The 26,239-nt window shown below is 47.8% G+C and carries 26 protein-coding genes, 1 tRNA gene and 1 pseudogene; 19 read left to right on the top strand and 9 right to left on the bottom strand.

Going from position 1 to position 26,239, the window contains the following annotated elements:
- The first annotated feature begins 146 nt into the window (after positions 1–146).
- Both ACQ4MX_RS04600 and ACQ4MX_RS04595 read left to right on the top strand, forming a co-directional pair.
- Entirely contained in the window at positions 147–389 is a 243-nt protein-coding gene (locus tag ACQ4MX_RS04600; protein WP_014280869.1) for a ferredoxin, read from the top strand.
- Positions 390–552: 163 nt separating this feature from the next.
- The gene (locus ACQ4MX_RS04595; RefSeq protein WP_431089556.1) at positions 553–1,983 is read left to right on the top strand and encodes a L,D-transpeptidase; all 1,431 of its coding nucleotides are present in this window, start codon (positions 553–555) and stop codon (positions 1,981–1,983) included.
- A gap of 26 nt (positions 1,984–2,009) precedes the next feature.
- Here ACQ4MX_RS04595 and ACQ4MX_RS04590 read toward each other — a convergent pair whose 3' ends face one another.
- Complete coding sequence (locus tag ACQ4MX_RS04590; RefSeq protein WP_014280871.1) at positions 2,010–2,156, bottom strand: hypothetical protein; 147 nt, start codon at positions 2,154–2,156, stop codon at positions 2,010–2,012.
- Positions 2,157–2,375: 219 nt separating this feature from the next.
- Between ACQ4MX_RS04590 and ACQ4MX_RS04585 the strand changes: the two genes are divergently transcribed.
- Genes ACQ4MX_RS04585 through ACQ4MX_RS04575 form a run of 3 tightly spaced genes read left to right on the top strand, consistent with a single transcriptional unit; the run spans position 2,376 to position 4,887 of the window.
- Positions 2,376–3,470, top strand: a complete 1,095-nt coding sequence (locus ACQ4MX_RS04585; protein ID WP_431089555.1) for a quinone-dependent dihydroorotate dehydrogenase — start codon at positions 2,376–2,378, stop codon at positions 3,468–3,470.
- A 34-nt stretch (positions 3,471–3,504) separates the two neighbouring features.
- On the top strand, positions 3,505–4,317 hold the full coding sequence (locus tag ACQ4MX_RS04580; RefSeq protein WP_134910304.1) for a GTP pyrophosphokinase: 813 nt from the start codon (positions 3,505–3,507) through the stop codon (positions 4,315–4,317).
- A complete protein-coding gene (locus ACQ4MX_RS04575; RefSeq protein WP_431089554.1) occupies positions 4,318–4,887 on the top strand; it encodes a DUF309 domain-containing protein in 570 nt (189 codons plus the stop codon).
- A gap of 105 nt (positions 4,888–4,992) precedes the next feature.
- On the opposite strand, the gene ACQ4MX_RS04570 is transcribed toward ACQ4MX_RS04575, so the two are convergent.
- Positions 4,993–5,520, bottom strand: a complete 528-nt coding sequence (locus ACQ4MX_RS04570) for a thioredoxin family protein (RefSeq protein ID WP_192511274.1) — start codon at positions 5,518–5,520, stop codon at positions 4,993–4,995.
- Between the two features lie 163 nt (positions 5,521–5,683).
- Between ACQ4MX_RS04570 and ACQ4MX_RS04565 the strand changes: the two genes are divergently transcribed.
- Positions 5,684–7,348 carry an RsmB/NOP family class I SAM-dependent RNA methyltransferase gene (locus ACQ4MX_RS04565; RefSeq protein WP_431089553.1) on the top strand — a complete coding sequence of 555 codons (1,665 nt, stop codon included), beginning with the start codon at positions 5,684–5,686 and terminating at the stop codon, positions 7,346–7,348.
- Positions 7,345–8,124 (top strand): pseudouridine synthase, encoded by a 780-nt coding sequence (locus ACQ4MX_RS04560; protein WP_431089552.1) that lies wholly within the window; start codon positions 7,345–7,347, stop codon positions 8,122–8,124. The genes ACQ4MX_RS04565 and ACQ4MX_RS04560 overlap by 4 nt, the downstream gene beginning before the upstream one ends.
- Before the next feature lie 91 nt (positions 8,125–8,215).
- On the opposite strand, the gene ACQ4MX_RS04555 is transcribed toward ACQ4MX_RS04560, so the two are convergent.
- Positions 8,216–9,409 (bottom strand): GGDEF domain-containing protein, encoded by a 1,194-nt coding sequence (locus ACQ4MX_RS04555; protein WP_149094992.1) that lies wholly within the window; start codon positions 9,407–9,409, stop codon positions 8,216–8,218.
- A 195-nt stretch (positions 9,410–9,604) separates the two neighbouring features.
- Here ACQ4MX_RS04555 and ACQ4MX_RS04550 point away from each other — a divergent pair, with 195 nt between their 5' ends.
- Positions 9,605–10,729 (top strand): glycosyltransferase family 4 protein, encoded by a 1,125-nt coding sequence (locus ACQ4MX_RS04550; protein ID WP_431089551.1) that lies wholly within the window; start codon positions 9,605–9,607, stop codon positions 10,727–10,729.
- Here the strand turns inward: ACQ4MX_RS04550 and ACQ4MX_RS04545 are convergent.
- Positions 10,726–11,832, bottom strand: coding sequence for a YkvI family membrane protein (locus ACQ4MX_RS04545; RefSeq protein ID WP_431089550.1), 1,107 nt, complete (start codon positions 11,830–11,832; stop codon positions 10,726–10,728). The genes ACQ4MX_RS04550 and ACQ4MX_RS04545 overlap by 4 nt on opposite strands.
- Before the next feature lie 141 nt (positions 11,833–11,973).
- Between ACQ4MX_RS04545 and ACQ4MX_RS04540 the strand changes: the two genes are divergently transcribed.
- From ACQ4MX_RS04540 to ACQ4MX_RS04520, 5 genes and pseudogenes are all read left to right on the top strand, one after another.
- Positions 11,974–12,579, top strand: coding sequence for a DedA family protein (locus ACQ4MX_RS04540; RefSeq protein WP_044646364.1), 606 nt, complete (start codon positions 11,974–11,976; stop codon positions 12,577–12,579).
- Between the two features lie 86 nt (positions 12,580–12,665).
- On the top strand, positions 12,666–13,238 hold the full coding sequence (locus ACQ4MX_RS04535) for a xanthine phosphoribosyltransferase (protein ID WP_134910298.1): 573 nt from the start codon (positions 12,666–12,668) through the stop codon (positions 13,236–13,238).
- Positions 13,239–13,341: 103 nt separating this feature from the next.
- On the top strand, positions 13,342–13,686 hold the full coding sequence (locus ACQ4MX_RS04530) for a hypothetical protein (protein WP_007429850.1): 345 nt from the start codon (positions 13,342–13,344) through the stop codon (positions 13,684–13,686).
- A 140-nt stretch (positions 13,687–13,826) separates the two neighbouring features.
- The gene (locus tag ACQ4MX_RS04525; RefSeq protein WP_014280883.1) at positions 13,827–14,048 is read left to right on the top strand and encodes a hypothetical protein; all 222 of its coding nucleotides are present in this window, start codon (positions 13,827–13,829) and stop codon (positions 14,046–14,048) included.
- A gap of 139 nt (positions 14,049–14,187) precedes the next feature.
- Positions 14,188–14,518 (top strand): annotated as a pseudogene (locus ACQ4MX_RS04520) (carboxymuconolactone decarboxylase family protein).
- A 139-nt stretch (positions 14,519–14,657) separates the two neighbouring features.
- On the opposite strand, the gene ACQ4MX_RS04515 reads toward ACQ4MX_RS04520, so the two are convergent.
- Positions 14,658–15,197, bottom strand: coding sequence for a hypothetical protein (locus ACQ4MX_RS04515; protein ID WP_431089549.1), 540 nt, complete (start codon positions 15,195–15,197; stop codon positions 14,658–14,660).
- Between the two features lie 220 nt (positions 15,198–15,417).
- Between ACQ4MX_RS04515 and ACQ4MX_RS04510 the strand changes: the two genes are divergently transcribed.
- Together ACQ4MX_RS04510 and shc are read left to right on the top strand one after the other, a co-directional pair.
- A tRNA-Leu gene (locus ACQ4MX_RS04510) sits at positions 15,418–15,501 on the top strand.
- 427 nt (positions 15,502–15,928) lie between these two features.
- Complete coding sequence (shc, locus tag ACQ4MX_RS04505) at positions 15,929–17,818, top strand: squalene--hopene cyclase (RefSeq protein ID WP_431089548.1); 1,890 nt, start codon at positions 15,929–15,931, stop codon at positions 17,816–17,818.
- A gap of 541 nt (positions 17,819–18,359) precedes the next feature.
- Here the strand turns inward: shc and ACQ4MX_RS04500 are convergent.
- Entirely contained in the window at positions 18,360–19,859 is a 1,500-nt protein-coding gene (locus ACQ4MX_RS04500) for an MFS transporter (RefSeq protein ID WP_431089547.1), read from the bottom strand.
- A gap of 133 nt (positions 19,860–19,992) precedes the next feature.
- Here ACQ4MX_RS04500 and ACQ4MX_RS04495 point away from each other — a divergent pair, with 133 nt between their 5' ends.
- From ACQ4MX_RS04495 to ACQ4MX_RS04485, 3 genes are all read left to right on the top strand, one after another.
- Entirely contained in the window at positions 19,993–20,832 is an 840-nt protein-coding gene (locus ACQ4MX_RS04495) for a MerR family transcriptional regulator (protein WP_431089546.1), read from the top strand.
- 69 nt (positions 20,833–20,901) lie between these two features.
- Positions 20,902–21,414 carry a peptide-methionine (S)-S-oxide reductase MsrA gene (gene msrA, locus ACQ4MX_RS04490; RefSeq protein ID WP_431089545.1) on the top strand — a complete coding sequence of 171 codons (513 nt, stop codon included), beginning with the start codon at positions 20,902–20,904 and terminating at the stop codon, positions 21,412–21,414.
- Positions 21,415–21,536: 122 nt separating this feature from the next.
- Positions 21,537–22,484 (top strand): divergent polysaccharide deacetylase family protein, encoded by a 948-nt coding sequence (locus tag ACQ4MX_RS04485; protein WP_431089544.1) that lies wholly within the window; start codon positions 21,537–21,539, stop codon positions 22,482–22,484.
- On the opposite strand, the gene ACQ4MX_RS04480 is transcribed toward ACQ4MX_RS04485, so the two are convergent.
- A complete protein-coding gene (locus ACQ4MX_RS04480; protein WP_431089543.1) occupies positions 22,459–23,220 on the bottom strand; it encodes an N-acetylmuramoyl-L-alanine amidase in 762 nt (253 codons plus the stop codon). The genes ACQ4MX_RS04485 and ACQ4MX_RS04480 overlap by 26 nt on opposite strands.
- 314 nt (positions 23,221–23,534) lie before the next feature.
- Between ACQ4MX_RS04480 and ACQ4MX_RS04475 the strand changes: the two genes are divergently transcribed.
- Complete coding sequence (locus ACQ4MX_RS04475; protein WP_025685457.1) at positions 23,535–23,726, top strand: YqzE family protein; 192 nt, start codon at positions 23,535–23,537, stop codon at positions 23,724–23,726.
- Between the two features lie 154 nt (positions 23,727–23,880).
- On the opposite strand, the gene ACQ4MX_RS04470 is transcribed toward ACQ4MX_RS04475, so the two are convergent.
- Both ACQ4MX_RS04470 and ACQ4MX_RS04465 read right to left on the bottom strand, forming a co-directional pair.
- Positions 23,881–24,996 carry a hypothetical protein gene (locus tag ACQ4MX_RS04470; protein WP_431089542.1) on the bottom strand — a complete coding sequence of 372 codons (1,116 nt, stop codon included), beginning with the start codon at positions 24,994–24,996 and terminating at the stop codon, positions 23,881–23,883.
- A gap of 253 nt (positions 24,997–25,249) precedes the next feature.
- Entirely contained in the window at positions 25,250–26,239 is a 990-nt protein-coding gene (locus ACQ4MX_RS04465; protein WP_431089541.1) for a YqhG family protein, read from the bottom strand.

Raw genomic sequence — 26,239 nt, 5'->3', positions numbered from 1 at the left:
TGTGAAAGCAACGGAGGCATACGTTATAAGTATTTTTTGCATAAAGGATCAATGAAAATAATTTGTAATAATTTATTGTTTGTATTAATATGTGAATAGAATGCAAAAGCTGGTTTGTTTGATTGTATAGGAGGCAGAGGAGAGTTATGGCTAAATACACTTGGGTAGAAAAAGATACATGCATTGCGTGCGGAGCCTGTGGTGCTACAGCACCGGACATTTATGATTATGACGATGAGGGCTTGGCTGAAGTGATCTTTGATGGAGATGGAAACCAAGGCATCAAGGCAATTTCAGACGACCTGTTTGATGATATGCAGGATGCTTGCGATGGTTGCCCTACAGATTCTATTAAAGTTGCAGACGAGCCTTTCAATAAAGAAGGTTAAGTCTACGCTATCTTGGATAGGCACAGCACCGACAGCACTCTTTTGCCGTACAACGGTGAAAAGGTGCTGTCGGTGCTGTTTTTTTATGTGCTGTTCATATGGCCTGTTTTGACCGATATACATAGTAAAGAATTGGGTAAGACTACACGATCAGGAGGATCCGATGAATCATTCGCCTCATCTTAAATCGTATGTAAAAATGCACCCTGATAATAAAATGGCCTGGTATTTGCTCGGCAAAGAGTATGAGAGCAGTGGTCAGGAGGGTAAAGCAAATTATTGTTTCAATCGCGCGGGTGAAGTGTTCGAAGCCTTCGAGCATAAACAGATTCCGGCAGACGTATGGATGGAGTATCAGGATAAAGTGGTGCAGATGTCCAAGGAGAAGGCGCGGAGAACGGCTCGAACGCGTTATTTGCTAAACACGTTGATGGTACTTCTTCTAATATGGGTACCTTCAGCCAATTCGCCGGGTCATTCGAGGGAAAGTGCATCCGTTCTGCCTGGAACAGAGCGTGTGGCAGCCGACAATGTCAAAGTGGCAGGAGAGCAAGCTTCTGACCCGAATAAAGTGGCTCAGATCGGTGGGCCTGGTGCTGGTGGTGTGTTTACGGCCCAAGCACGCACAGGCAGTTCAGCAGGAATGGCACTTGCAGATATGTTGGCAAAGGCTGGTCGTCTTCCGGCCGAGACTACAGTGCTGGGTATGGAGCAAAGTGGTTCTTGGCTGCTCTGGAGAGATCGTATGCAGCCGCTGCTTAGCCTGCAAAACAAAGGTAATGGAGGCTTAGTCGTCCAGTCTTACGACGCAGCAGCTTGTGCTTGTAAGCCGTCTGACAGTGAAAAGCTTCGAAAAGCAGGTCTGCAATGGGCTGCGGGACAGGAAGAACTGGCTGTGCTGAATAGCTCCATGCGTGCTTTTCGTACGCAGCATCAACGTCTTCCTCAAAGTCTCGATGAGCTGACCGGAAGCTTTCCGGATAATATGATGTACGGTACGACAGACGGAATGAAGAAGGCTTTTACACCTATGCGTAATTTACTTGCTTCACAGGGACAGAAGGCTGAAGGGGCAGCAAGTCAACAAGCTGACTCGTCGGCTGAAAGCAGTCCTTTGCTAGCGTCGTCGCTGTATGGACGACCTTTTCTGGGGCAGCCGCTGCGGATTGTGGTAGACAAGTCGAAGCACAGGCTCGGATTGGTGAATGGCAATGTGCTGATCCGCAATTATCCTATCGGTTTGGGCGGAGAGCGGACTCCGGAAGGGAAGTTTGTTATTACGGACAAAGTCGTAAATCCGAACGGCAAGTCCAACGGTGAGTTTGGCAGCCGCGGTATGCAGCTGTCTGCAACGAATTATGCCATCCACGGCACGAACGAGCCGGACAGCATTGGCAAAAATGAGTCATTGGGCTGCGTTCGCATGGGCAAACAGGATGTGGAGGAGTTATTTGCTCTCGTGCCTTCAGGTACGGAGGTGGTCATTGGTACCGGGGGACTGCCTGATCAAGTGCTTGTGCCTGGCTCCCGATTTACGACTGAGCCGCAGCAGGACCAGACCAATCCCCGCAAAACCTATCACTGGCTAAATTAATCTTTAACGCTATTGCTACCTGTAGTTTAACGATTTCCCGCTTGTGCCAAAACAACGACCAGAACAATCACAATGATGAGGAGAACAAAACTGACGGCGGTCCATACAATCGCTTTCTTGTTCACCTCGTCCTTTTTCTTTTGCAGACTTGGCGGCTTGCGCTTGGTCTTCATATCAGCAATCCCTCTTTTCTGACGGGCTATAGCCCTGTCTTACTATGTCCATTGTAAATGGTTTGATTATACATTTTCAATGACATCTCCATGACAACTGAATTGTTCCTGATGCTGCACCTCGCAAATTACTTTCTTTTTGGTATGGAAAAAGCTAAACTATTTTGTAGAGATGTTTTTTTAGGATTGCGCAAGGGCATAGAACGGAGTGGATGAATCGTGTTGTATCGAAGGATTGTGAAACCTGTTTTTTTCAAAATGAGTCCAGAGACGGCTCACCATGTAGTCATTGACGGGTTAAAGCATGCGGGCTCACTTCCTGGCGGAGCGACAGCGCTGCGGGGAATGTACGGGGTCAAAGAGACGCCGGATTTGGCCGTCGATCTGTTCGGTATCCATTTTCCCAATCCGATTGGACTGGCTGCGGGACTGGATAAAAATGCGGAAGCGGTTGTCGGTTTTTCTTCCATTGGTTTTGGTTTTATGGAAGTAGGCACGGTGACACCTGTGGGACAGCCGGGCAATGACCGTCCTCGTTTGTTCCGGTTGCCTCCCGATGAGGCGTTAGTGAATCGGATGGGCTTTAACAATCTGGGTGCGGAAAGCATGGCTAAACGTCTGGCTGCGCTGAAACATCGGCCTGTTCCGGTTGCTGTGAATATTGGTAAAAATAAAAACACGCCTAATGAGGATGCCCATAAGGATTATGAGAAGTGCATTTCCGCGCTGTATCCGTATGCGGACTTTTTTGTAGTAAATATTAGTTCACCGAATACGCCGGATCTACGAAAGCTTCAGCATGGCAGTGAGCTAAAATCGCTGCTGGAAGCAGTGCGTGCAGAAATGGGAGTACAGGCAACTAAGCATGGCGGAGCCAAGTCAGTGCTGGTCAAAATTGCGCCGGACGTATCGGATGAGGAACTGGAATATATGACAGACGCGATTGCGGCCAGTGGAGTGGACGGCATCATCGCGACGAATACGACAATTTCGAGGGCTGGCCTGACGCACCGGAATGCGGGTGAGACGGGCGGGCTTAGTGGTAAGCCGCTACGTGACCGTTCTACAGAGGTCATCGGACGAGTGTATCGCCAAACCGATGGCAAGCTGCCGATTATCGGATCGGGCGGCATTTTCAGCAGTCGTGATGCTTACGACAAAATTAAAGCAGGCGCAAGTCTGATTGAAATTTATACAGCATTGATCTATGAGGGACCGGAAGTGAACCGGACATTACATGCCGGTCTGCGTGAGCTGCTGCGAAAGGACGGCTTTAGACACATTACCGAGGCTGTTGGTGCAGATCACAGATAAAAAAGTGTTGTCGGAAGAGACAGGAGGTACGGGGATGGACGGAAGAGACTGGGGAACATTTTTGCTGCCATATGATCAGGCGGTGGAGGAGCTTAAGGTCAAGTTCAAAACAATGCGTGCGGAGCTGAAAAAGCGCGAGGAATACGCTCCTATCGAATTCGTAACCGGACGGGTGAAAAAAATATCAAGCATCCTCGATAAAGCGAAGAGATTACAGGTTCCTTCTGATCAGCTGGAGACGGGAATCGAGGATATTGCAGGAATCCGCATAATGTGCCAATTTGTTGAGGATATCCGGCGGGTAGCCGAGTACATTCGAAGACGCAAGGATTTGACCGTACTGTATGAAAAGGACTATATAACCAATTATAAAGATAGCGGATACCGCAGCTTTCATATGATTGTGGAATATCCGGTGCAAACAGCGCTTGGATTAAAAATTGTGCTGGCAGAAATTCAGATTCGTACCTTGGCGATGAATTTTTGGGCGACCATTGAGCATTCCCTCAGCTATAAGTATCGTGAGAGCTTGCCAGATAATATGCGTACACGGTTAAAAAAGGCAGCCGAGGCGGCCTTCGTACTGGACAACGAGATGTCTTCGATGCGTCTTGAAATATTGGAAGCGCAGAAGAAGTTCGAGGATGAAGCGAATATTGTATCCAAAGTGCTGACAGGTATGCACCGACTGTATTTCTACCATAAGATCAGTGAAACGATTGATGCGCAGCGCAGGTTTAATGAGCTGTGGGAGCGGCACGACATGGAAGGAATCAAGCTGCTTCACGATGAGGTCAAAGAGATGCTAGAAGCCTCTACCAAGGAAGAAGACAGGGATGAGTATTAAATGACAAACCTTTCCTACGAACCGCTGTACGTGACTTATTTGGTATACTTCAATCGGGATCGGGATTATTTTGAATGTCACGAGGTACTGGAAGAGCTGTGGCTAAAGCTGGACCGTGACCCTGTATATAAAGGTTTGCTGCAAATTGCTGTAGGGCTGTATCACTTCCGTAACGGAAATTTTCGCGGTGGACATATGTTGCTGGACAGCGCGGTACACAAGCTGGAGCATGCGTCTCCGCAGGCGCTGGGCATTAACATGGCGAAGCTGGTGAACGAGGCGCGTGCTTGCGCCCGCCAGCTTGCCGAGGCCGTTGTAGCTGGCTCGGAAGATCTCCAGCATCAGCCGCCGGGTTTTCGGGATTTGACGATTGAAATCGTCGATCCCGTGCTACGCCAGGCTGTGGAGGAGGCATCGCCATCCATAACAGCTAACATCCCGCAGCAGAGAGGCCCGCGGCGTGGGGAAAAGCATGAGCAGCGTCAGCAGGCGCTTGAGGCTTCTGTGAGGCGCAGACAGGCGGCTGACGGCTCCTGCTCTGCCTCGCCCGGTACGAAGGGCACGATGTAGTTTGAAGCGTGCCCATTAAAGCAAGCAGCCCGATCCGTTTCAAGGGGATCGGGCTGCTTTAACGTTCAGTAGCCTAAGCCGTGTGGACGTCGTTTAGGAGGTTGTTTAGGAAGTTACATTCTTTTTATATTTTTCAAAAAAGGCTTTGAAATCATCGAGTGTGTAGCCGTTGTCGGAAGGATTTTCCTTCAAACCACCTACCATGCGCTCTTTTTCCACACCTTTTTCATAATAGATGAGCGTAGGGGTGTACTCAATTTTGTACTTGTCCCAGCCGTCCTCATACTCGCGCAGGTTAAATTCGTGCATGGTGATGTTTTCCTGCTTGCTCAAAGGCATTAGCTTGGGAGTGGTGGCGCGACAATGAACACAGTCAGATGCAAAATGATAGACGAAAAAGTTTTCCTTTTTGTCAATTTTGCTTTGCAGATCCTCTGGTTTAATAATCTGCTGATAGTTTGGATCATTTAGCAGCTCTTGGGTGGCAGGTTTTAACGAGGCTGTGGAAACGCCATAAAGCTTGTTTTTAGTGCCTGAATTCAAAGCGAGCAGCACCCCAAGCAAAATGACGAGCACAACAAAAAAGCCAATGACAGGTATAAGCTTTTTTTTGTTGGATTTTTGAGCGTTCAATGCAATCTCTCCTATCAAAATTCAAAATATGTAGCTATGAATCTCATTATTATACAACATTACAGCTTGTAGTGAAAGTTTGTAAATCACACGGATATTGCAGCTTAACAGGTTGATTATGGTACAATAAATTTTATTTTAACAGGACAGGATGATTACAATTATGGGTGTACAGCTCCCTACAGCATTTGTGAAGCGCATGGAGCAATTGCTCGGCGACGAGTTTGAGGCTTTTATGGCTGCTTATGACCATACGCCTCATGCCGGGATACGCGTCAATACGTTAAAAATTTCGGTGGAGGCGTTTAAGGCGATTTCGCCGTTTGAACTGCGGCCAATTCCGTGGTGTGATACAGGTTTTTATGTTCCGTACGGCACAAAGCCGGGGTTGCATCCTTATTATCATGCGGGGCTGTATTATGTGCAGGAACCAAGTGCAATGTCTCCGGTAGAATTGCTGAATGTTGCTCAGGGTGAGGCTGTATTGGACTTGTGCGCTGCACCGGGAGGGAAATCGACCCAAATTGCGGCCAAGCTGCAAGGAAGCGGTCTGCTCGTAACGAATGATATTAGCGCAGATCGAACCAAGGCGTTGGCTAAAAATGTGGAATTATACGGTGTGCGAAATGCTGTGGTGCTGAATGAAAGCCCGGATCGAATCGCAGATGCCTTCCCTCTTTTTTTTGACAAAATATTAATTGACGCACCTTGCTCGGGGGAAGGGATGTTTCGCAAGGATGAGGATATGGCGAAGCAATGGGAAAACCATTCAGTGGACAAATGTGTAGTTATGCAGCGGGATATTTTGCGAGTGGCAGCATCTATGTTAAGTGACGGGGGAAGAATTGTTTATTCGACCTGTACCTTTGCTCCGGAAGAAAATGAAGGGATGATCGCAGAGTTTCTGGAGGCACATCCTGATTTTGATGTTGTTCCTGTTCCTTCAGGAACGGGTTTTGCTTCAGGTCATCCAGAATGGGTGAGTGAAGCGGTTGCGGTAGGCCATCCGGAACTGCGTGGAACAGCACGCCTTTGGCCTCATCTTATAGAGGGTGAGGGTCATTTTATCGCTGTGCTGCAGCATCAAGGCAGTCGTACAGCTACAGCGGATAATCAGCGGGGTATGGTCGATTCCTTTAAATCCGCTGACAGGGACGAAAAGGCTTTAAACATAGGTTCGGATCGTGCCCGTAAGAAGCAGCGGCTGTCTGTCAAGGAAGCGCCGACGCCAGGTGGACAGGGCAGTTTTGCAGTTGGAGAGCACAAACGAAGTGGCAAAGGGATGGGCGGGAAATCGGGTAAAGGAGCGAATGCACGCGGCTTCGGCACCAACAAATCTCGTTTCGGCAAAGATGCGGCAAAATGGGCTGGGCGGGGACAACATGATGTACTGGAGTCCTATCTCTATTTTGTACAGGAGCAGCTTGAGGCGTCATTTGCAGGCCATATGGTAGTTTACGGAGATCGGATTTATCAGTCGCCGCTGGAATCTCATCGTCTGGACGGGCTTAAGGTGGTCCGTCCGGGCTGGTTTATGGGAACGGACAAGAATGGTCGGTTTGTACCTTCGCACCCGCTGGCAGTGGCTTTGCGCCCTTCTGAGGCGGTCAGGAGCATAAACCTCTCCAGTTCAGACACAGAGGCCATCCGTTATTTGAAAGGTGAAACGTTATCCATCCCGGCCCAGCGAATGACGCTGCGGAACGAAGCACAGCCCAAAGGCTACACTCTCGTATGCATTGACGGATATTCTGCTGGATGGGGCAAATGGCAGGACGGTATGCTCAAAAATGAATACCCTACAGGCTGGAGGTGGACATCGGTATGAGTGGGAAAGGAAGACAGACGCAGCGTTTGGACAAGGTTCTAACCCATATGGGATACGGTTCGCGCAGTGATATCAAGAGACAGGTAAAGCAAGGGATGATTACTGTGAACGGTCGGACTACCAAGGATAGCGGCTTGCAGGTTCATCCGTACAACGATCAGATTGAAGTGAACGGGGAACGGGTTGTTTTTCGGGAGTACGTTTATATCATGTTGCATAAGCCGCCGGGCGTTATATCCGCAACCGAGGATACAAGAGAGCGAACTGTGCTGGATTTGCTGAGTGCGGAGGAACGGAATTTTGAGCCTTTTCCTGTAGGACGGCTGGATAAGGATACGGAAGGGCTGCTATTGTTAACTAACGATGGCAAGCTGGCGCATGAACTCTTATCTCCACGGCGACATGTTCCCAAAACGTATGAGGCTACGGTGTCGGGTCATGTGACGGAAGAGGATATTCATCAATTTGCAGCAGGGGTGGAGTTGGATGACGGCTATGTCACTCTTCCGGCCCAATTGACCATTCTTCGTCATGAAAAAGCGCAAGAAGATGAAGAAGTCATTTCATACATTTCTCTTGTGATCCATGAAGGGAAGTTTCATCAGGTGAAGCGCATGTTTGAGGCGGTTGGCAAAAAGGTTACGTATTTGAAAAGAACGGCGATGGGGCCGTTAACGCTGGATGATCAGCTTCCTCTGGGCAGCTATCGTGAGCTGACGAACGAGGAGCTGGCATGGATCGGCCGGGATTTGGCATCTGCAACGTCAGAGGCTTGAAGAGGGACGCACAGGCTCTTATGGGAGTTCCCTGTGCGTCATTTTGCTATACAGACTATAATTTACAGCTAACAGATGGCAGACTGCATGTTTATTGTGCGCGTGCCGCCCGACTTTTTTTCACTTCTGCTGCCTTATAAGCTGTGACCTTGTTTTTGCCCGTTGTTTTGGATATATACATAGCCTGATCGGCCTGTTTGACCAGTTCATCCGGGTTCATTTCCTTCTTTAACGTGCTGTGCCCGACGCTGATGGTCACGATGCTTTCATCGGCGACCCGCTCACGGATTCGTTCCGCGACCTGTTCGACCTTGGCCCGCCGATCAACCACCATCGCGACCAACTCCTCGCCGCCGTACCTTCCGGTTAGTCCGATTTCATCCAGTTCTTCTTCCATAATCTGTGCAACCTGTTTAAGTACATCATCCGCGCGAGCATGGCCCTGCGTATCATTCAGCTTTTTGAAATTATCAATATCGCAAAAAATGACCGATACGCGGATTCCCTGCTCCATATATCGCCGCAATCGCCCCGAAAAGTATTTACGGTTATACAGGCCAGTCAAACCATCAGTAATGGAGGAACGGTAAATCCGTTGAAGCAGCTCCACAATCCGTTCGAACAGGATTAGAAACAATGTAGTGTAATACAGCAACGGCAAAAATGACATCCATAGGACTGTGCTTGTTGCACCTTTTTCAGCCGGAATGTCGCCTCGCAACCATAAACAGCCAAGCCAAAGCAAATAGAACAGTAAGCCCAGTGCAAACTTTTTGGGCTGACCAATTCGTGGGATGATGAACACAAGGCTCAAAGTAAGCACAATGAGTCGATAAAGCAGGGTGAACCCGACGAGATTTGCTGCGCTGATCCAACTGGGCAACAACCCGGCAGCCCATGCGCTAACTGGCAATATCAGTAGCGCTCCCAGCAAAAGCAAAGACCATGCTCCCGCACGTTTTAGCTTCCGGTAGAGCTGAAATACGGCGGCATTGGTAAGCACAAAGGCAGCAGCCTCCAGCGTATTTTGCCACACGATTCCTTGCAGCGGCATTTTGCCGCCACCTGCCGAATAGAGATTCATGGCTTCATATGTCATAATAAAAATAGCGGCAACCGAAAAAAGGATATAGGCTTTTTTTCGCTGTCTGCTATATATGATCACGCACATCAGCGCCATCATGAGTATAATATACAAACCGCAGGCGGCACTTACAGCCCCGGCCAGAGATGGGAAACCGAAGGTTCCCGATAAGGACAACAACGTCAACGTCACCGACTCCATCTGTATAGATAGTGAGTCTATTGAACGGGGGATATCGTTTCCGATACAATAGACAGGATTTATTCCATTTAAAATGTTATAATTTTCTTTTGTACTTAGCAATTATTCTCAATATATCATTTTTCAGAAAATCCGGAAACCTATACATACAACCTGTGTTCCGGGCAGTACAACGCTTGAAAGGGGAAGCACGTCATGAAATTGCTACAGGCTCTCTTTTTCCCACCCGAGCAACCGGGCGGCGTTTCATCTATGATTCCATATCTGCAAGAGCGATTTATGTCCCCGCGTTGGGAAATGGAGCTATTTTCAATCCCTAAACGGATTCGTAATAAGGGCAGGGATGAAGTCATATTTGATACCTTTGACTGGACGCAATATGAACAATATCCGATTGTCCAAAAATATATTCAGACGTACCGTGACTATTTGTGGTGGACCCGGCTTCGCATTCAGAAGCCCTTTGATCTCATTCATGCTCATCACCCGATTGCCGGGATTGCTATGAAAACTGTTTTTCCCGACATCCCGCTCGTTCAGACGATTCACTCTTCTTATGAGAAGGAGTTAATTCTAAACGGTAAAATAGAGGAGAACGGGCCTGAGCATCAATTTCTGGTGTCCTTGTATCGGGAGTTGGAGCATAAGGCCGATCGCTTGATTGCAGTATCCCGCTCTTTCCAGCATTACTTGATGCCATATGTACAAAATCCGCAAGATATTGTGGTCATTCCGAATGGATATGATGAGAAGCGCTTCAAGCCCATACCACATGAAAATGAAGTGACACAGCTTATAACTGTCTGTCGCCTTGTCCCTGCCAAAGGGCTGGATACTTTGTTACAGGCCTGTGCCGAGCTGAAAAAGAGAAATCAGAATTATGTGCTGCATATTATCGGAGATGGTCCCATTCGACCCGAGCTGGAAGAGATGGCGCGGCGGTTGGATATTTACCATGAAACGATCTTTTATGGATACACGCTTCATCCAGAAGAGTTTATGCCTTTCTTTGATGTGTTTGTTTTGCCTTCACGAGCGGAGGCCTTTGGTTCCGTGTTTGCGGAGGCGGCTTTGAGCTGTTTGGCTTTGGTGGGTACAGAGGTGGGGGGAATACCGGAGCAAATTGAGGATGGGGTAAATGGTCTGCTTGTGCCACCCGACAGTCCGGGGGCACTGGCAGACGCATTGGAAAAGGTTATCGCAGACCCTGCCTATCGTTATGAGCTGGCGCGATCTGCCTGCGACAAGGCTAAATCGAGCTATTCCCTGAGCAGGGCTGTTAATGAGCTAAAGAAAATGTATTTGAAATTCCAGCCCTAACCATGGCGTGTACCACCTGATTTTGAATCAGAATGCCGAAAGCTGGAGCGAGGACGTGAGGAACGGAAGGGTCCCCCACGTCCTGCCATGATCAACTTGCTCACCCACATCAGACTAAGCATCCCGAAAATGGGATATAGAACGGACAGCAATGAGCTGAAACCAAACTGACTGATTAGAAAACATGTGAGCATAATGAATAGTGTGATGAGCTTAGGTGAAATTTGGATATGCTGGCGGATTTGCAGACTGACACCGTAAATGTCGGCCACGAAGGTACTGAAGATTTCCATGAAAATGAGTAAAATATAAATGATTTCGACCAGGGCCCCCAGACGGTAAGCGATGCTTCCCATCGGGATCTCAAATTGCCGAATTCCCGGCATATGTGCCGACATGGCAAAGTGAGCAGACATGAGCATAAACCCGACGCCAATCCCGCCCAAAACCCCGCCCCAGCGAATCGTTTTGCGGGAAAAGGTTTGACTGCCGAGTGGTACAAGCACAGCTTGGGCCATTGCCAGATTGAAGGAAGTATACAGCAGCGGAGAAGTCCAGGCTCGCAGTATACTATAATCGGACGTATTTGTAATAAAGCTCTGCGGGTTTGGCATGGAGAGTGTGTTGTTAATGAGCAGGACAGACATAATCATCATCATAGGGACAACAATGGTGTTCATATGCAGGATAGCCTTGATCCCTTTGCTCAGCAGTAGATATGTTCCGATCAGTGTAATGAGCAGTCCGGTCTGGTAATGCAGGTGAAGGTGTTCAACGAAAACAGAACCCGCTCCTGCCAGCATCACACTGTTGACACCAATCAGTACAATGAGCGTGAACCAGCTAATCCATTTACCGGCTCTGGCTCCAAAAAGGTGCTTGTTCAGATCCTCGTAGGACCGAGCTGAAATATCGTGAGCGATCAGCATCATTTTCGTACCCAGCCATACAAATATGAGTGTGGACAGCATGATGGTGAGTGTAGCCCAACGTCCGTACTGTGTAAAAAACTGCAATATTTCTTGTCCAGTAGCAAATCCGGCACCGACGATTGTTCCGATGTATGTAAAAGCAATCTGCAAAACATGAATATTACGTTTCATCCCCAGTCCCTCCTTGCCTGCTTGAATAACGCTGTAGCGAGCATATAATACAAACTATGTTCAACTGAAATGGGACATGACTGGATGAGACTGAAAATAATTATAGTGAATTTAACGAATAGCTTGACGGGAGCGTAATTTATGGGTCAAATCCTTGCATGGATACTGGAATACGGATATTTGGCAATGTTCGGCTTGCTTGCCCTTGGAGTAGCCGGTATGCCGATACCTGACGAAGTACTGATGATCGCCTTTGGCGGGCTCGTGTCTCAAGGACACTACAACTTTATTGCCGCGCTGGCAGTCACATTTTCCGGAAGTATGACTGGCATGATGCTTAGTTATACGCTCGGTCGTTTGCTAGGCAAGCCGCTGCTGCACCGATACGGTAAATGGGTGAGGCTTACGCCATCGAGAATTGCTTCTTCCGAGAACTGGTTCGGACGCTACGGCACTTGGGGCATTCTGTTCGGTTACTTTGTTCCTGGCTTGAGACATGTGTCCTCATATCTGGCAGGTACGACCCGTTTGAGTGTCTTTCGCTATATGATGTATGCATCGGCGGGCGCATTGCTGTGGTGCGGCACGTTTCTGGGAATTGGACATGCCGTGGGCATGCACTGGGAACAGGTGGCGAAGCTGATGGAAAAGGTGACACATCGGATAGGGCTGGCGGTCATTCTTCTGATTATTTTGGGAGGAATAGTCGCGTGGTTTTGGAATAAGCGTAAAAAAAATGTCACATGAACGTATGGGAAAGCAAGCTATGGCTTGAAAGCGTCAGGTGATGTATGTTACTTTTACCGCATAGGAATGCCGTGGGAGGTCATGGAATGGAAGTATTAAAGGAACGGATTATAAAAGAAGGCGTCGTTGCGTCGGATCAGGTGTTGAAGCTGGATGGATTACTTAATCACCAGGTTGATCCGAAGCTGACGATGGAAATGGGACGAGAGTTCGCAGCTCGTTTCCGGGAAGAGAATATTACGAGAGTGGTAACCGTGGAATCCTCAGGTATTGCCATAGGTTTCGCAACAGCATTGGAGCTGGGTGTACCGCTGGTGTTTGCCCGCCGCAAAAAGACTTTATTGGCCGACCCGGACGCATTATGCGAACGTGTGCCTTCATTTACGAAAGGCATTGTCACGGACATTATGCTGTCCCGTCAATTTATTCATGAGCATGACCGTGTTCTGTTCATTGATGATATTATCGCCAATGGTGATGCCGCAAGAGGTATGGTCAAAATCATTCAACGCTCCGGTGCGGAGCTGGTCGGATTTGGCGTGGCCGTGGAAAAATGCTTCCAGGCCGGGGCGAGAACGATCCGTGAGCAGGGTATACGGGTAGAGTCACTTGTCAGAATTTCATCGTTAACTGACGGCAAGATTGAGTTTGCCGAATAGTAACAATTCAGAAACTGCCGATCCTTATTTCTAATAATAACCTTTGCATGAGCTTCAATTTCGCTTATAATATAGATAAGGTTTTGGGAGAGGAGGCAGCAACATGGGGAAAGAGCAATTGACCGAACAGTTTTTTCTGGAAAAACTGGCAGCGGCTAAAGTACATTTTGAACGTGCCTTGGATTGTAAGCATACGGAATTTGACGATTTGTATCCCTATATGATTGAACATCCTCAGTTTTTTTGGTACAAACGCTATGTGGCCTGGTCTGAGTTGTTGACGTTGGTTAACTTATGCGAAGAATTGTCCTTCTCTTGGAAAGAAGAATTTACTGCCCACCAAGTGGAGTACGTAGATCAGCGAGTGTTGTCTGCACAAGTGCTGGACTTCTGGTATGAGAAGAACGATACAAAAGAACATGATCACAGTGTAAATCAGTCGGGATAATTTGTCGCTCTGTTGGCAATCCATATAAGTAGTAAGCGGGAAGAGACCTAAATGATTTTGTTTAGGTCTCTTTTTAAACTTTTTAATGTGCATAGATGATAGCTGCCGTGTTAGAAACGATTGTATAAGGGGGGACAGGGATGATTAATGATGAAGAATTAGACGCCTATCGGCTCTCCGGTGAGAAGGTGCGCGTCGTGCGGGATGGGCTGGAGTCCAACGATGTGGTAGGCATAGTGCTGGCGTGGGACGAGGAGCAGGTGCTTATCCGCCGCCAGAATCGGCGTGTGGTCAAGCTGGATCGCAGCTATACATATCAGCCGTTCAGCGAACCCCGACACAATCCGATAGAACTGGATTAGACGAATGGGTCTCGGGCTGGCTGGATAAAAGGGTTTTAAATGACTGGATAAAATAGGTGTACGTGTTGATGGCATATGCAGCCTGTAAACCGGACACAGTACATAAGAATATACTCCATATGAGAGGGTGTGCTGTGTCTTGACGGTTATGAATGAGAAAATACATGCGTATAAGGATCAAATCAGTCATTTAGAAGATAAGCTGCCGGAGGTAGTTCATGCCTATCATCGTTTCACCGGGGAGTGTTTTCAAGCCGGGAGTCTGGATGAAAAAACCAAGCAACTGATCGCGCTAGGTATTGGTTTGTTTGCCAATAATGAGGTATGCACGTTTTATCACGTGGACGAGGCTCGGTCCAAAGGAGCCAGTGATCAGGAGATTATGGAGACCATTGCTGTAGCCGCAGCGGTAGGCGGAGGACATGGCTCTTAGCCAAGGGGTTACTCGTGTGCAGAAGGCGCTGCAATAAAGCGAACGATTTATGGGAATTCTTCATACACCGTTCATAGCGGGTAGGAATGGATAACGATAGCTGATGTTTATGTAAAGAAGCTTCCGAGCACGCTTGTGCCTGCGGAAGCTTCTTTCATATGCGGGCTTTGTGGGGATTATGCACTTCCGCTTGCGGCAGAAGCAGCAGGGCGAAGCGATTTACGCTTATAGGCCGAGGAGGATGTAACCAGACTTTGTTCAACAAACCGTAGGGGCTTGGAAGCTGAGCGGCTGTATGGAAACTCGGAGCGATGTTTTTCGGGTAAAGGGGAGGCAGCTGTATGAGGCATAGAGGTTGAGAGCCCCAGATAAGCGCGCATTCGTTCATACATTTCTTTGCGGAATGCAGGCATAGCCATACTGAACTGCTCTTTATTTCCTTTACTTATATAGGTGGCGTGAATGCCTGAGTGGTTTTGTTGTATGTCCAAAACACGAATATGACATTTATTAAATTCATGTTTTATTTCAGATAGTAAGATTCCGGTACGATCTACTCCTGCGTTAACCATTTCGACATAAAGATCAGGCGTTTTCAGCATACCGCTTTCTTCAAGAATAAGACTGTCCCGCTCAAATACCTTTTGAATAAAGGTAAGGAGCAGATAATTTTTCACAAGAGACAATTCATTCTGAGTAGTAACTGAAGAGATCATAACCATTCACCGCCTTAGGAAAATGTGATGATAATCCATATCTGACTGAACGAAAAGAACTAGTGTTCTCAGGAACTTATGTTCTTATTTTAGTGTATTATTCCTAATTTATCAAGAGGGAATGAAAATATAAAGTGTTTGACTTCTTCTTATGAGCATGGTATGATCTATCCTGTCGCTAAGAAAGGTTGATCTTTCGAGGACGAACGACAACATATATGCGGTCGTGGCGGAATTGGCAGACGCGCACGGTTCAGGTCCGTGTGGGCTAACCCCCGTGGAGGTTCGAGTCCTCTCGACCGCATCATCTTAAAAATGAACGCTCTTGAATTTCCTCTGTGGAGATTCAGGAGCTTTTTGCATATTCGGGATATGTAAAGTGGTACTCATGACACCCAGATGTAACCCCTCATGAATGGTTGCTGCATTGGTGTAAGCGTCTAAATCGCCAAGTACGAGAATGACTGTAGATGCTATCTTGATTTTGATTTGTTTCTGGCCGCGGCCTTCAAAATCTGGCTGGACATTCTATAATAGCAAGGAGTATCATGACTGTTTCTGAAAAAGCCAGCTTTATATCGCACCAACAAAAGAGTCTGTAGTCCTGAAATGGTATGGGGTCCTTTTTGGTGTTTAATGCTTAACCGTCAGACGACAGCAAGCGGCACATCATTTCCTCGTACCGGCGTTCATATAATGTACATCATGACGTTATATGGAGGTACAAGAGAATGGGCGATGCACGGAGCGCAGTCGATGAGGGGACAAGGAAGCTGAGGAACTTTTTTATGCGCCAGCAGCATCAAGACGGATCATGGCATTTTTGCTTTGAGAACGGGGTGACGATGGATGCTTATGTCATGATCCTCTTTCGGATATTGGATATACAGAATGAAGAGCTGATCCAGCGTCTGCATGATCGCATCCTTGCGGAGCAGCAGCTGGAAGGCTGTTGGCGTTGGTACCAGGACGAGCAAGAAGGTAATTTATCCGTTTCCATTGATGCCTATTATGCCCTGCTCTATTCCGGGTACAGTGAACCGACGGACGAGTCGATGGAGCGGGCCAGGAGTTACATCCAATCGCAAGGTGGACCGGGGAAATCGACCAGCATTCTGACAAAGGCGATTCTCGCTGCAACGGGGCAGCGCAAGTGGCCAGCATCGATCTCGTTCATACCGCTGGAGATCATCCTTTTTCCTGCCTATATGCCAATTAATCTGTATGAATTCTCAGGTTATTCCCGCATCCATCTGATCCCTATGCTGATCATGGCGGACCGGAATTTCTCTATATCAACGAATAAGGCTCCCATTGTATCCGATCTGTTCGATTCACGCTATGATGACGATGAGCCGCAACCCCAGGAGCACCGTGAGATCGCGGAAAGCATACGTATCGGTCTCAGCAGACTTCTCGGAACTCCCCGTTATATCCATGAAGCAGCTCTAAACAAGGCGGAGCAGTTCATGCTGAATCGAATCGAATCGGATGGCACCCTATACAGTTATGCGAGCAGCACCATTCTCATGGTTTTTGCCCTGCTTGCACTGGGCTATGATAAACGGCATCCGCTTATTTTAAAGGCCGTTCAAGGGTTGACAGAGATGCAGTACCGCTTTGACGGTAAAGCTACCATTCAGAATTCGCCCTCAACGATCTGGGATACGGCCTTGATCTCCTATGCGCTGCAGGAGTCCGGCGTCGCCGGGGATCATGAGGCCGTGCAGCGGTCGGCAGCCTACCTCTTATCCAGACAACAGGACAAAGCGGCGGATTGGAGTGTTCATAATCCGGATACGGTTCCTGGCGGCTGGGGATTCTCCGAGACCAATACCTTAAATCCCGATGTAGACGACACAACAGCCGCTTTAAGAGCGATTCACTGCCTGTCCCGTACGGATCCTGAATATCGTGACTCATCCACCCGGGGACTAAACTGGGTTATGTCTATGCAAAATAAAGACGGCGGTTGGCCTGCGTTCGAAAAAAACACCAATAAGAAAATGCTCACATGGCTGGCCATAGATGGTGCCAAGTCCGCCGCTATCGACCCTTCGGGAGCCGACCTCACTGGACGCACATTGGAATACCTCGGAAATTGTTGCGGATTCGACACGAGGCACGATTTCATTAAACGGGGGGTCAACTGGCTGATCTCCCATCAGGAGAAAGACGGATCATGGTATGGAAGATGGGGGATTTGTTACATTTACGGCACTTGGGCGGCACTGACTGGTTTAGAGGCTGCCGGGCTCCCGGCGGACCATACTTCGATTCAAAAAGGAGCGGAATGGCTCTTGCAGATTCAGAATTCGGATGGGGGCTGGGGTGAATCCTGCATCAGCGACCGGGTGATGAAATACATGCCCTTAGGGGAAAGCACGCCATCCCAAACTGCGTGGGCACTCGATGCACTCATCGCGGTTCAGCCGCAGCCGTCTGCTGCCATAAATAGAGGGATATACAAGTTGATGGAATTGCTGCAAAACGACGATTGGCCGTCCGCATATCCCACGGGTGCCGGGCTCCCGGGTAACTTCTATTCTCATTATCATAGCTATCGTTACATCTGGCCGCTTCTGACCCTAAGCCATTATAAGAAGAAATACGGGGAATAAGGAGCCATACAGCATCTATGTGGCAGGAATGGTTATATGGTGTGAGGGCTTAGCTCGTACAGGATGACTTTATTGCTCGGAATGAGGTCAATATTCCCCATAGAATGAAGGTATTGGTCAGGGAAGGAGAGAGGCCTCCCCGAAGCTGTCGCTTCGTTAATTTGTCAATGGTAGAGAGTGGGCTGGTTCGGTTGTCGTTCTCTCCGAGTTCTCTCAAACGTCCAAGATCGACCACATTTTGCCGACTTGCCGGGCGCTTGAATTAGACGAAGAAACCGTCAGAAACCTTGATTTTATAAGGGTTTTGACGGTTTTTTTAATTCCGTTCCATTGACTTATATTCCGCTAGGATCCCAATCGCATACGCGTTGTTGCTCAAGACCTGTGTCAAAGAAATTAGAATTAACTTGAATGAATAATGAATCAAATCACTCACCTTGATCAGCAAATGCTGCTGTCTAAACAATAACGAATAAAAACAACTGCCGCTCGTAAGATATAGCGGCAGTTGTTTAGTATTAACTGCATGAAATTAACTGTATCAGGACTCAGTATCTCCTTTTTTCTTTGAGCGCGCCCCTGCCAAATGGACTACTAGCGAAGCTACCACCAAAAATGCAGTTACACCCACAATGATAACAAAAAAGGATTGATCAAAAGCAGAACGGCCTGCAGCTTTCAATGCCTCTGCAGCCTGTGCAGGCAAACCCTCTGCAACCAGGAGTGCTTCATCCAGGCTGTCTTTCACATTCGCAGGAACATGGAGCCCCGAGGGGACTTTCATAGCCAGAGTATACACAAGGGTTGACATGCTTCCGATGATAGCTATCCCCGATGCTCCCCCCATTTCATAGGCAACTTCCTCAATGGATGCAGCCATACCTGCTTTCTGAGGGGGGGCATAGTTCATAATGGAATGAGATGCCGCTGTCATACCTGCTCCCAAGCCTGCACCAAGCAGGGCCAATCCAAGGATCTGCCCGGCAATGCCTGAATTAAATTGCATAAGATAGATGCCCATACCCAGACCGGCAATCAGAAGAGAGATGCTCTTAATACGGATAACGTCATAGCGATGCAATATGGACCCGGTTAACGGGCCGGCAATGAGAGATGCAATCGGTATGCTTATCGTGTACAGTCCTGCTTGGAGAGGCGACAGACCTTCCACCAGTTGAAGACGCTGGGTTACAATATATTGAATCCCCATCTGTGCAAATGCACCCACCAAGGCAGTTATAAATCCGGTGCTGAACCTTGTGATTTTGAATAAAGTAAGATCAATAAGAGGGCTGGCGCTTTTATTTTGACGACGGATAAAGATGATAAGTGCCAAGACGCCGATAACCGCACCTATTACGGCCAATATTGTAGACCCGTCACGACGGGCAAACTCTTTGATTGAATAGATGAGTCCCACCATGGCGATCATGATTTGGATGGAACCGGTAAGATCCCATTTTTTCTCTTTATTGCCCGCATGTTTTGGAACATAAATCAGAGTTAATGCAAAAGCAATGATCGCAATCGGCAAGTTAATCAAAAATACAGAACCCCACCAAAAATGCTCTAAAAGAAGCCCGCCGACGATAGGACCTAGTCCTGCACCTCCTGCGGAAACGGAGCCCCAAATTCCGATCGCTAATCCACGCTCGCGTTCATCGGTAAATGTAATCCTAATGATTGACAAGGTAGCAGGCATCATCATAGACGCTCCGACTGCAAGAAGAACCCGAGACGCCACTAATACAAAGGGCACGGGAGAAAAGGCGGCAGTAAGTGAAGCAGCAGCAAATACAAGCAAACCGAGGGTAAAGATTTTTTTATAACCCAATCGGTCCCCAAGCGTTCCCATTGCTGGCAGCAGACCCGCCATAACGAGCGAGTACCCATTCAGAATCCATAATTTTTCTGAAGCGGAAGCACCGAGGTCATGGGTTAGGCTTGGCAATGCCGTGTAAAGGATGGTCATATCCATTACAATAAGTAAAAGTGCGCTTGATACGATAGCCAGAATCATCCAACGTTTGAATTTAGACATGTTTTCCTCCGTTAATACAAATTTAAGGTATTGCAATTAAAACTTTAAACTATAGGGTTACACTATACTCAAGTAAAAATTCATGGGTATACTAAAATTATTAGGTTTCTAAAATCATAACGGAGGAAGAGTTATGTCAAAAAGTCACAGCCAATACTTTACTACCAGTGAGCTCGCTAAAACTTGCGGAGTTACCAAACATACCCTGTTCCATTATGATGAGATTGGACTCTTAAAACCAGAATTCACAAACTCAAAAGGCTATCGTTATTACTCCATTCAGCAATGTTACACGCTTGATATTATTAATGTGCTGAAGAAGGCGGGGAGTTCACTACAGGAAATCAAGGGATTTATTCAGAATCAGAACACGCCTCTACTCATAGAACTGCTCAAACAGAAACTGCATGATCTGGAAGTAGAACGGATTAGAATAAAACGGTTGCAAGGCCTTTTGAAAGGCGCCATTGAAATGACGGAGCAAGCTAACGGAGAATTACGCGATGGGCCGTCGATTGAGGAATGTGAAGAGGAATATTTCATCGCCACACCATTGGAACAGGGAGATGGTGATAAGGAGTTTGCTCACAAATTAAGCGAACATCGAGATTATTGCGAAAATCACTTTGTTGATTACGAGTTTCCGATCTGGACGATTTTATGCAAGGATCGTTTTGAGTCAGGCGATTATTATACGGACTATATTGCCAATAAACTCAAGGCTCCGATTTTGGAGGAGAGAATGATCACCAAACCCCAAGGACTCTATGCAGTCATGAATCACAGAGGATCATATGAAACAATGTCAGAAACGTATTCTATTATAAGAAAATATATAGAGAGTAATGGGAAGGCAGTATGCGGAAATGCGTACGCGGTGGAGTTGCTCAGCTATTTTGCAGAAAAAAATCCGGACGACTATGTAATACGGATATCGGTTGAGGTTTGTAAAGGGAGAAAATTTCTTTTATAAGGTTACCCTTTGAGATATGATAGAAAATAACGCATTTTATGATGAAGCTATTGAAAGGTTGGATGAGAGATGGAGAAAGCAACTTTTGCAGGTGGATGCTTTTGGTGTATGGTCACTCCGTTCGAGGAGCAGCCGGGCATTCACGGCATTGTCTCAGGCTATACTGGAGGGAAGATTCCCGATCCGACCTACGAACAGGTTAAAACAGGAACTACAGGTCACTACGAGGTGGTGCAGATTACTTTTGAGCCTGAGCTGTTTCCTTATGAAAAGCTGCTCGAATTGTATTGGCCGCAAACAGACCCTACTGACGGGGAAGGTCAATTTCAGGACCGGGGTACACAGTACAAGCCCGCTATTTTTTACCATACGGAGCAGCAACGGGATCTTGCAGAGCAGTCCAAGAAGCAGTTGGCAAAAAGTGGACGTTTTGATAAACCCATCGTGACGGAAATTCTTCCGGCCTCCATATTTTATCCGGCAGAGGATTACCATCAGGATTATCACAAAAAGAATGTGAAGCATTACAAGGAAGACCGCGCCCAATCGGGTCGTGATGAGTATATAAATCAGAACTGGTAAGCAAGTTTAGCATACATTTTGCGTACGTAAGGCAGATCGGGGATGACCTCTTGGATCTGCCCATACATATTTAGGCGACGTTACTCACACAATGAAGGGACAGAGAAGGAGGCTGACCTGTAATGAGTAAACGAACGAAACTTCACCTGAGAAACATCATAAAGAAGGCTATACAGGCTACTCGCAGCCGTAAAGAGCCGACCTGTGCACATGTGGTTTGCCAAAATCCAAGAATGAAAAAAAACTTAGCTGCGTGTATTGTGGTAGGTCTTGTTTTTACGGTATGCGGGAATGTCTGGAGCATGGATGTAGCAAGCGCTACGGGTAAGCAGGATCAGCACCAAAAGATGGTGGCCGTCATTATCGACGACATGGGCAACAACATGAAAGGGACTGAGCAAATTTTAAATTTGCCGGTTAAAATCACGGTTGCGGTGATGCCGTTTCTGCCCTCCACCAAGCAGGATGCCATAGAAGCTCACAAGCGCGGTCATGACGTCATTGTGCATCTTCCAATGGAGCCAAAGCAGGGAAGACCAGAATGGCTTGGACCTGGAGCGATTAAGGCGAATATGTCGGATGAAGAAGTACGCGCCAAGGTGACAGCAGCTATTAAGGAAGTCCCTTTTGCGATAGGTATGAACAATCACATGGGCTCCAAGGTCACCTCAGACAAACGCATTATGTCCATCGTTCTCGACGTTTGCAAGGAGCATGGGCTATTTTTTGTCGACAGCCGTACGAACTATTGGTCAGTAGTGCCTGAGCTTGCTGTTGAAAAGGGAATGCCACCGGTGCGCAATGACATTTTTCTGGATGATGCCCATACACTCGCCCATGTGAATCGGCAATTAACCAAGGTGGCTGAATGGGTGGACGAGCACGATACCTGTGTAACCATTGGTCACGTTGGTGTAGCTGGCATGCACACGTTCTCGGCACTTCATTCATCGGTTCCTGCGCTAAAAGATCACGCCAAGTTTGTGGGCATTAGTGATTTGGTGCGTTCCGTATGGGGATGGAAGGGAGCTCCTGCCACCCACACTACCATACCGTCAAATGAGCAATAATGCCTTCGGCTATCGCTTCTGCAACGTTTTTTTGACCGCGATCCCCGGAAAGAATAGCCCTGTCCTGTTCATTGCTGATAAATCCGGTTTCTACGATTACAGCGGGAGGCTGGATTTTATTCAAAAGATAGAAGGGTTTTCCGTAAACCGTTTCTCTGTTCATGCAGAATAAGCGGTTTAATGAATGTTGAATCCGCTCTGCCAACAGATAGCTGCTGCCTTCATCCTGGTACAAAACAATCGGTCCCCGTTTTTCGGCACGTTTGGTCCAATTCACATGCAGACTGACGACCAAAGCAGTAGGTAGTTGTTCTGCCAGGCTTTTACGCTGGGCCAGGTCTTTCAGATGCCGGGATTTGGATTGAAGCCAACGATTATCGTCGCTTAGAGCATAGTCCTTGTCCCTGTTTAAGACCGCGGGATAGCCCTGTGAGCGTAAAATCAGGTACAGTTTTTGACCTATTGCGAGATTAATGTCTTTTTCCAGAAGCCCTTTATGGCTCGTTCCACCGTCCACGCCTCCATGACCGACGTCTATAAGCACAACGGGTTTGGAAAAAGCGTGATACGACGAATGTACGTTGAATTGGCTTTCTGTGTCCTTGTTCGGATAGATGCTTTTTTCGCCGGGCTGAGCGCTTGCAAAGGCAAAGGGTATAAATACAGCACTGCAAAGGACACTTAAACTTAATCCCAGTCCAGTTAACCATTTGATGTTTAGCTTTTCTTTTCGCACGTCCCATTCCTCCAGTAGACGGATTGATTATTTTGTTATTCAGTTACTGCAAGAAATAAACAAGCATAACCAAGAAATAAACAACTATAACCAAGCAGCATAGCTGCCTTAAACAAAATCATTAGCCTTCGGGTAACTGTTTTGTTTAAGATAGTATGTTCCATTTAAGGGAAACCATGCATAGTTATTCTCGCAGGGTTAGGCTTTTTAGAAAATGAGCAAGCTAAGTTTATCTGCATCCAACGTGTGAATTTGATGTTTTCCTGCAATGCGAACAAAATGTCAGGGATGCAGATTGAAGGAGGTCGCGGAGGATGGCCAAGAGTGACGAGCTGGTGACGTACATTACGCAGCGAATTGTTCGGTATATGGAAACGCCGCGCGATGTGCGCCGTAGCCGCAAACAATCCAGAGAGCCATGGGTATACAAATGGTTCGGAATGCTGCCGCTCGCTCTGAATATGTGGATTAAATCCGCACGCAAAGGGCGAAAGGAGCGGCATTAAACTAGCCAAAGAGACCACAAGAGGCATACGGAATGCCGTTTGAGGTCTCTTTTTGTGTTATAGAAATGATCAAGGTGATTACATAAATTAATGGCTATAAGACGAACTCGAAAAATGAACATAAAAACGGAGTAGGCGGAATGCTACAGAACTTTTAAGTTCGGTTTATATAGGAGTGGATACGATAAAATTCACCGCCAGATAACAGCCGGTCCAGCGGCACAAAGCGGGAAAGCCCGGTGCGGCAAGTTGCCGCATACATAATAGGATGAGACAGATCAGGCGAAGGGTTCCAGGATTGATATCCGTTAATAGCCAAAGGGCCGCCAAAGGCAAAATTTATGCCGATCGCAGAAAATACGATACGTGATGATTGATTCAGTGTGTTGGTAAACTGATTTACGTTATGGATGGAAAGCTTTTGTTGGGGTAGAAGCCAGCTAAGATCGTCATAGGGGTCAAAAGGCTTAGCCGAAAGGGTAATCGCCTGTGCCCCTGCTTTCAGAGAGAGAGCAGAAGAAGAAGAATTTGTGCTGCTGTGGAGCTTGTTTTTCCAGCTTCCATTGGCTACCTCCGCAGGCAATGGATCACCCGTAAAAGCGTCGATGCACACTTCGCTGCCCGTGGAGGAACGCACTCGCCAGTAGGCTAATAGCGGTTCCTCATACATGGGAGTAATTTGCAGCTTGTCGATGGATGAAAGTTCAGTTTCTGTGAGGGATTTAAGGGATTGGCGGAGTAAATTCATACTGTACGGCCCACCCGGCCCGTTTCCGTATTCATTAAGCTGATAAGCGCCGTTATGATCTGCCCCGAAAATCAGGTAGCCAATGTATTCATCTCCACGATTCACCTGCACGAGCCAGCTATGTGTTCCGGGTCCGAGGGGATGGTAGCTCAGCTCGGCATCTTTCCACTGAGCAAATGGCGGCTGTGCCGATAGCGACTGCACCGTATCGGAGGAAACCCGCTTTACGTCCGTTGGTACCCCTTGCTCCTGAGCAGGAGGACTTGCGGAAGAGTTACCCGGAGAAAGGGAGGGGCTTACAGGAGCCGCCTCGGTTTGCTCCTGCTTCTCATCTTGGTTTTGGTTCGTGGGTTCCGCTGGGGAAACCAATGAACTTGCTTCGTAAGGGGGGGACGGGTTTGTGATGTGATCTTGGGTTGCTAAGGGGGCCGCTTGAATGGAAGCAAACGGACAGACTGCGGACAGACCGATCAGAACAGCCGCAATCATACCAACGCTATAGTGTCCGGAATTTTTTTTCAATGAAATCCACCTTTCTGAGGGCATAATGCACCGATGGAAGCTTTTTTATCCAGCATATAGCTTGTCCGATAAAAAGACTGCTACACCTTGTCGGCACATCTGTCCTGAACGGGTTCGTTTTTTGCTGTCGATAAGTAGCAACAGGCTTGGCAAAGCTTGTCGGTACAGCAATAAACCCGATATAGTCTGGAGCACGATGTTAAAAGCTGACGATACCTCTGCAACTAGCCTGCGAAGGAGCGTGAGATATCGGTTACCGCAGATGAAATATCCCGCAGTTAATGGCGGATACAAGCACCTTCGGTTCATATTGCCATACCATTTCTTTGCGGCGGGCTTGATGCTGTTCTTGTACGGCTTCTTTTTGTTCCTCTTCTTCTTTTTGCTCCTTGACCAAATCATCGTAATAGTGATCAATAACCTCCAATTCCTCGCGCAGCCGTCCTCTGGCCTGCTCAGCCCAATTGTAATCCTGTTGGCTTAGCTGAACATTGAGATAGTTTTCCAGCGAGGTGGAGGCCTCCGGAACAGATAACTTTGCAGGCTGCACATGCATATTGCCTGCCAGCAGGGGGCTGAGCTGTCGGGATTCGAGCATGCCGCCAAAGTCGGGTACAATCGTGCCGCTTTTGAGCGAAATCCCGAGCCAATGCAGCTCTTCCCGCTTCAAATCACAGGCAAATTCGATCTTGTAGCAGACGCCTAGCCAGGCTTCATACACTACGGGAGAACGGGCGGATAATTGACGAGCATTGGGCTGCTCGAACAAATTGACATATTTCCCTCCATCCCGTGCAGCTCCAAAAATTTGATGCAGCCGACGACTCCCATAACGCAGCTCTTCCTGCAAAATACGTCCGGGCCCCAGCTGCGGTAACGCCGGAACATGACCGAAGTAACGGCCCATGACCTGATCCTGCGCCGGACTGGCGGACGCTGGGGCTGGTTGTGGTCCTTGTCCCGGTTGTGCTTGTGACGGGGGGAGGGACGTATTTTCCATCGAACTCTCCTGTGCCGTCCGGTAGGCTTCCCCATCGAAAATAAAGGTGAACGACATCGTTTGCGCCGGAACACCCGTACGCTCCACATAGCCCCAATAGTAGGGGCGGTTCGTTAGAGCTTTATCCGCTTCGGGAGAAAGCTTGACGGTCACATGGTTGGGAGACCTCTCGATCACGTTGCATCCGGTCGCTTCCAGATACGTGAGGACAAAGCGCTGTACCTGCTGTGAATTCATGGTCAT

The organism is Paenibacillus sp. 8b26 (assembly GCF_050626875.1).
GTDB lineage: Bacteria > Bacillota > Bacilli > Paenibacillales > Paenibacillaceae > Paenibacillus.
Note: the sequence above shows the minus strand (reverse complement) of the source record. Positions and strands in the feature narration are given on the sequence as shown.

Excerpts from the sequence above, each read along its gene's own strand:
- ACQ4MX_RS04600 (WP_014280869.1), top strand. The coding sequence starts at position 147 with ATGGCTAAATACACTTGGGTAGAAAAAGATACATGCATTGCGTGCGGA.
- ACQ4MX_RS04595 (WP_431089556.1), top strand. The coding sequence starts at position 553 with ATGAATCATTCGCCTCATCTTAAATCGTATGTAAAAATGCACCCTGAT.
- ACQ4MX_RS04590 (WP_014280871.1), bottom strand. The coding sequence starts at position 2,156 with ATGAAGACCAAGCGCAAGCCGCCAAGTCTGCAAAAGAAAAAGGACGAG.
- ACQ4MX_RS04580 (WP_134910304.1), top strand. The coding sequence starts at position 3,505 with ATGGACGGAAGAGACTGGGGAACATTTTTGCTGCCATATGATCAGGCG.
- ACQ4MX_RS04575 (WP_431089554.1), top strand. The coding sequence starts at position 4,318 with ATGACAAACCTTTCCTACGAACCGCTGTACGTGACTTATTTGGTATAC.
- ACQ4MX_RS04565 (WP_431089553.1), top strand. The coding sequence starts at position 5,684 with ATGGGTGTACAGCTCCCTACAGCATTTGTGAAGCGCATGGAGCAATTG.
- ACQ4MX_RS04560 (WP_431089552.1), top strand. The coding sequence starts at position 7,345 with ATGAGTGGGAAAGGAAGACAGACGCAGCGTTTGGACAAGGTTCTAACC.
- ACQ4MX_RS04555 (WP_149094992.1), bottom strand. The coding sequence starts at position 9,409 with ATGGAGTCGGTGACGTTGACGTTGTTGTCCTTATCGGGAACCTTCGGT.
- ACQ4MX_RS04550 (WP_431089551.1), top strand. The coding sequence starts at position 9,605 with ATGAAATTGCTACAGGCTCTCTTTTTCCCACCCGAGCAACCGGGCGGC.
- ACQ4MX_RS04545 (WP_431089550.1), bottom strand. The coding sequence starts at position 11,832 with ATGAAACGTAATATTCATGTTTTGCAGATTGCTTTTACATACATCGGA.
- ACQ4MX_RS04540 (WP_044646364.1), top strand. The coding sequence starts at position 11,974 with ATGGGTCAAATCCTTGCATGGATACTGGAATACGGATATTTGGCAATG.
- ACQ4MX_RS04535 (WP_134910298.1), top strand. The coding sequence starts at position 12,666 with ATGGAAGTATTAAAGGAACGGATTATAAAAGAAGGCGTCGTTGCGTCG.
- ACQ4MX_RS04530 (WP_007429850.1), top strand. The coding sequence starts at position 13,342 with ATGGGGAAAGAGCAATTGACCGAACAGTTTTTTCTGGAAAAACTGGCA.
- ACQ4MX_RS04525 (WP_014280883.1), top strand. The coding sequence starts at position 13,827 with ATGATTAATGATGAAGAATTAGACGCCTATCGGCTCTCCGGTGAGAAG.
- ACQ4MX_RS04515 (WP_431089549.1), bottom strand. The coding sequence starts at position 15,197 with ATGATCTCTTCAGTTACTACTCAGAATGAATTGTCTCTTGTGAAAAAT.
- shc (WP_431089548.1), top strand. The coding sequence starts at position 15,929 with ATGGGCGATGCACGGAGCGCAGTCGATGAGGGGACAAGGAAGCTGAGG.
- ACQ4MX_RS04500 (WP_431089547.1), bottom strand. The coding sequence starts at position 19,859 with ATGTCTAAATTCAAACGTTGGATGATTCTGGCTATCGTATCAAGCGCA.
- ACQ4MX_RS04495 (WP_431089546.1), top strand. The coding sequence starts at position 19,993 with ATGTCAAAAAGTCACAGCCAATACTTTACTACCAGTGAGCTCGCTAAA.
- msrA (WP_431089545.1), top strand. The coding sequence starts at position 20,902 with ATGGAGAAAGCAACTTTTGCAGGTGGATGCTTTTGGTGTATGGTCACT.
- ACQ4MX_RS04485 (WP_431089544.1), top strand. The coding sequence starts at position 21,537 with ATGAGTAAACGAACGAAACTTCACCTGAGAAACATCATAAAGAAGGCT.
- ACQ4MX_RS04475 (WP_025685457.1), top strand. The coding sequence starts at position 23,535 with ATGGCCAAGAGTGACGAGCTGGTGACGTACATTACGCAGCGAATTGTT.
- ACQ4MX_RS04465 (WP_431089541.1), bottom strand. The coding sequence starts at position 26,239 with ATGACCATGAATTCACAGCAGGTACAGCGCTTTGTCCTCACGTATCTG.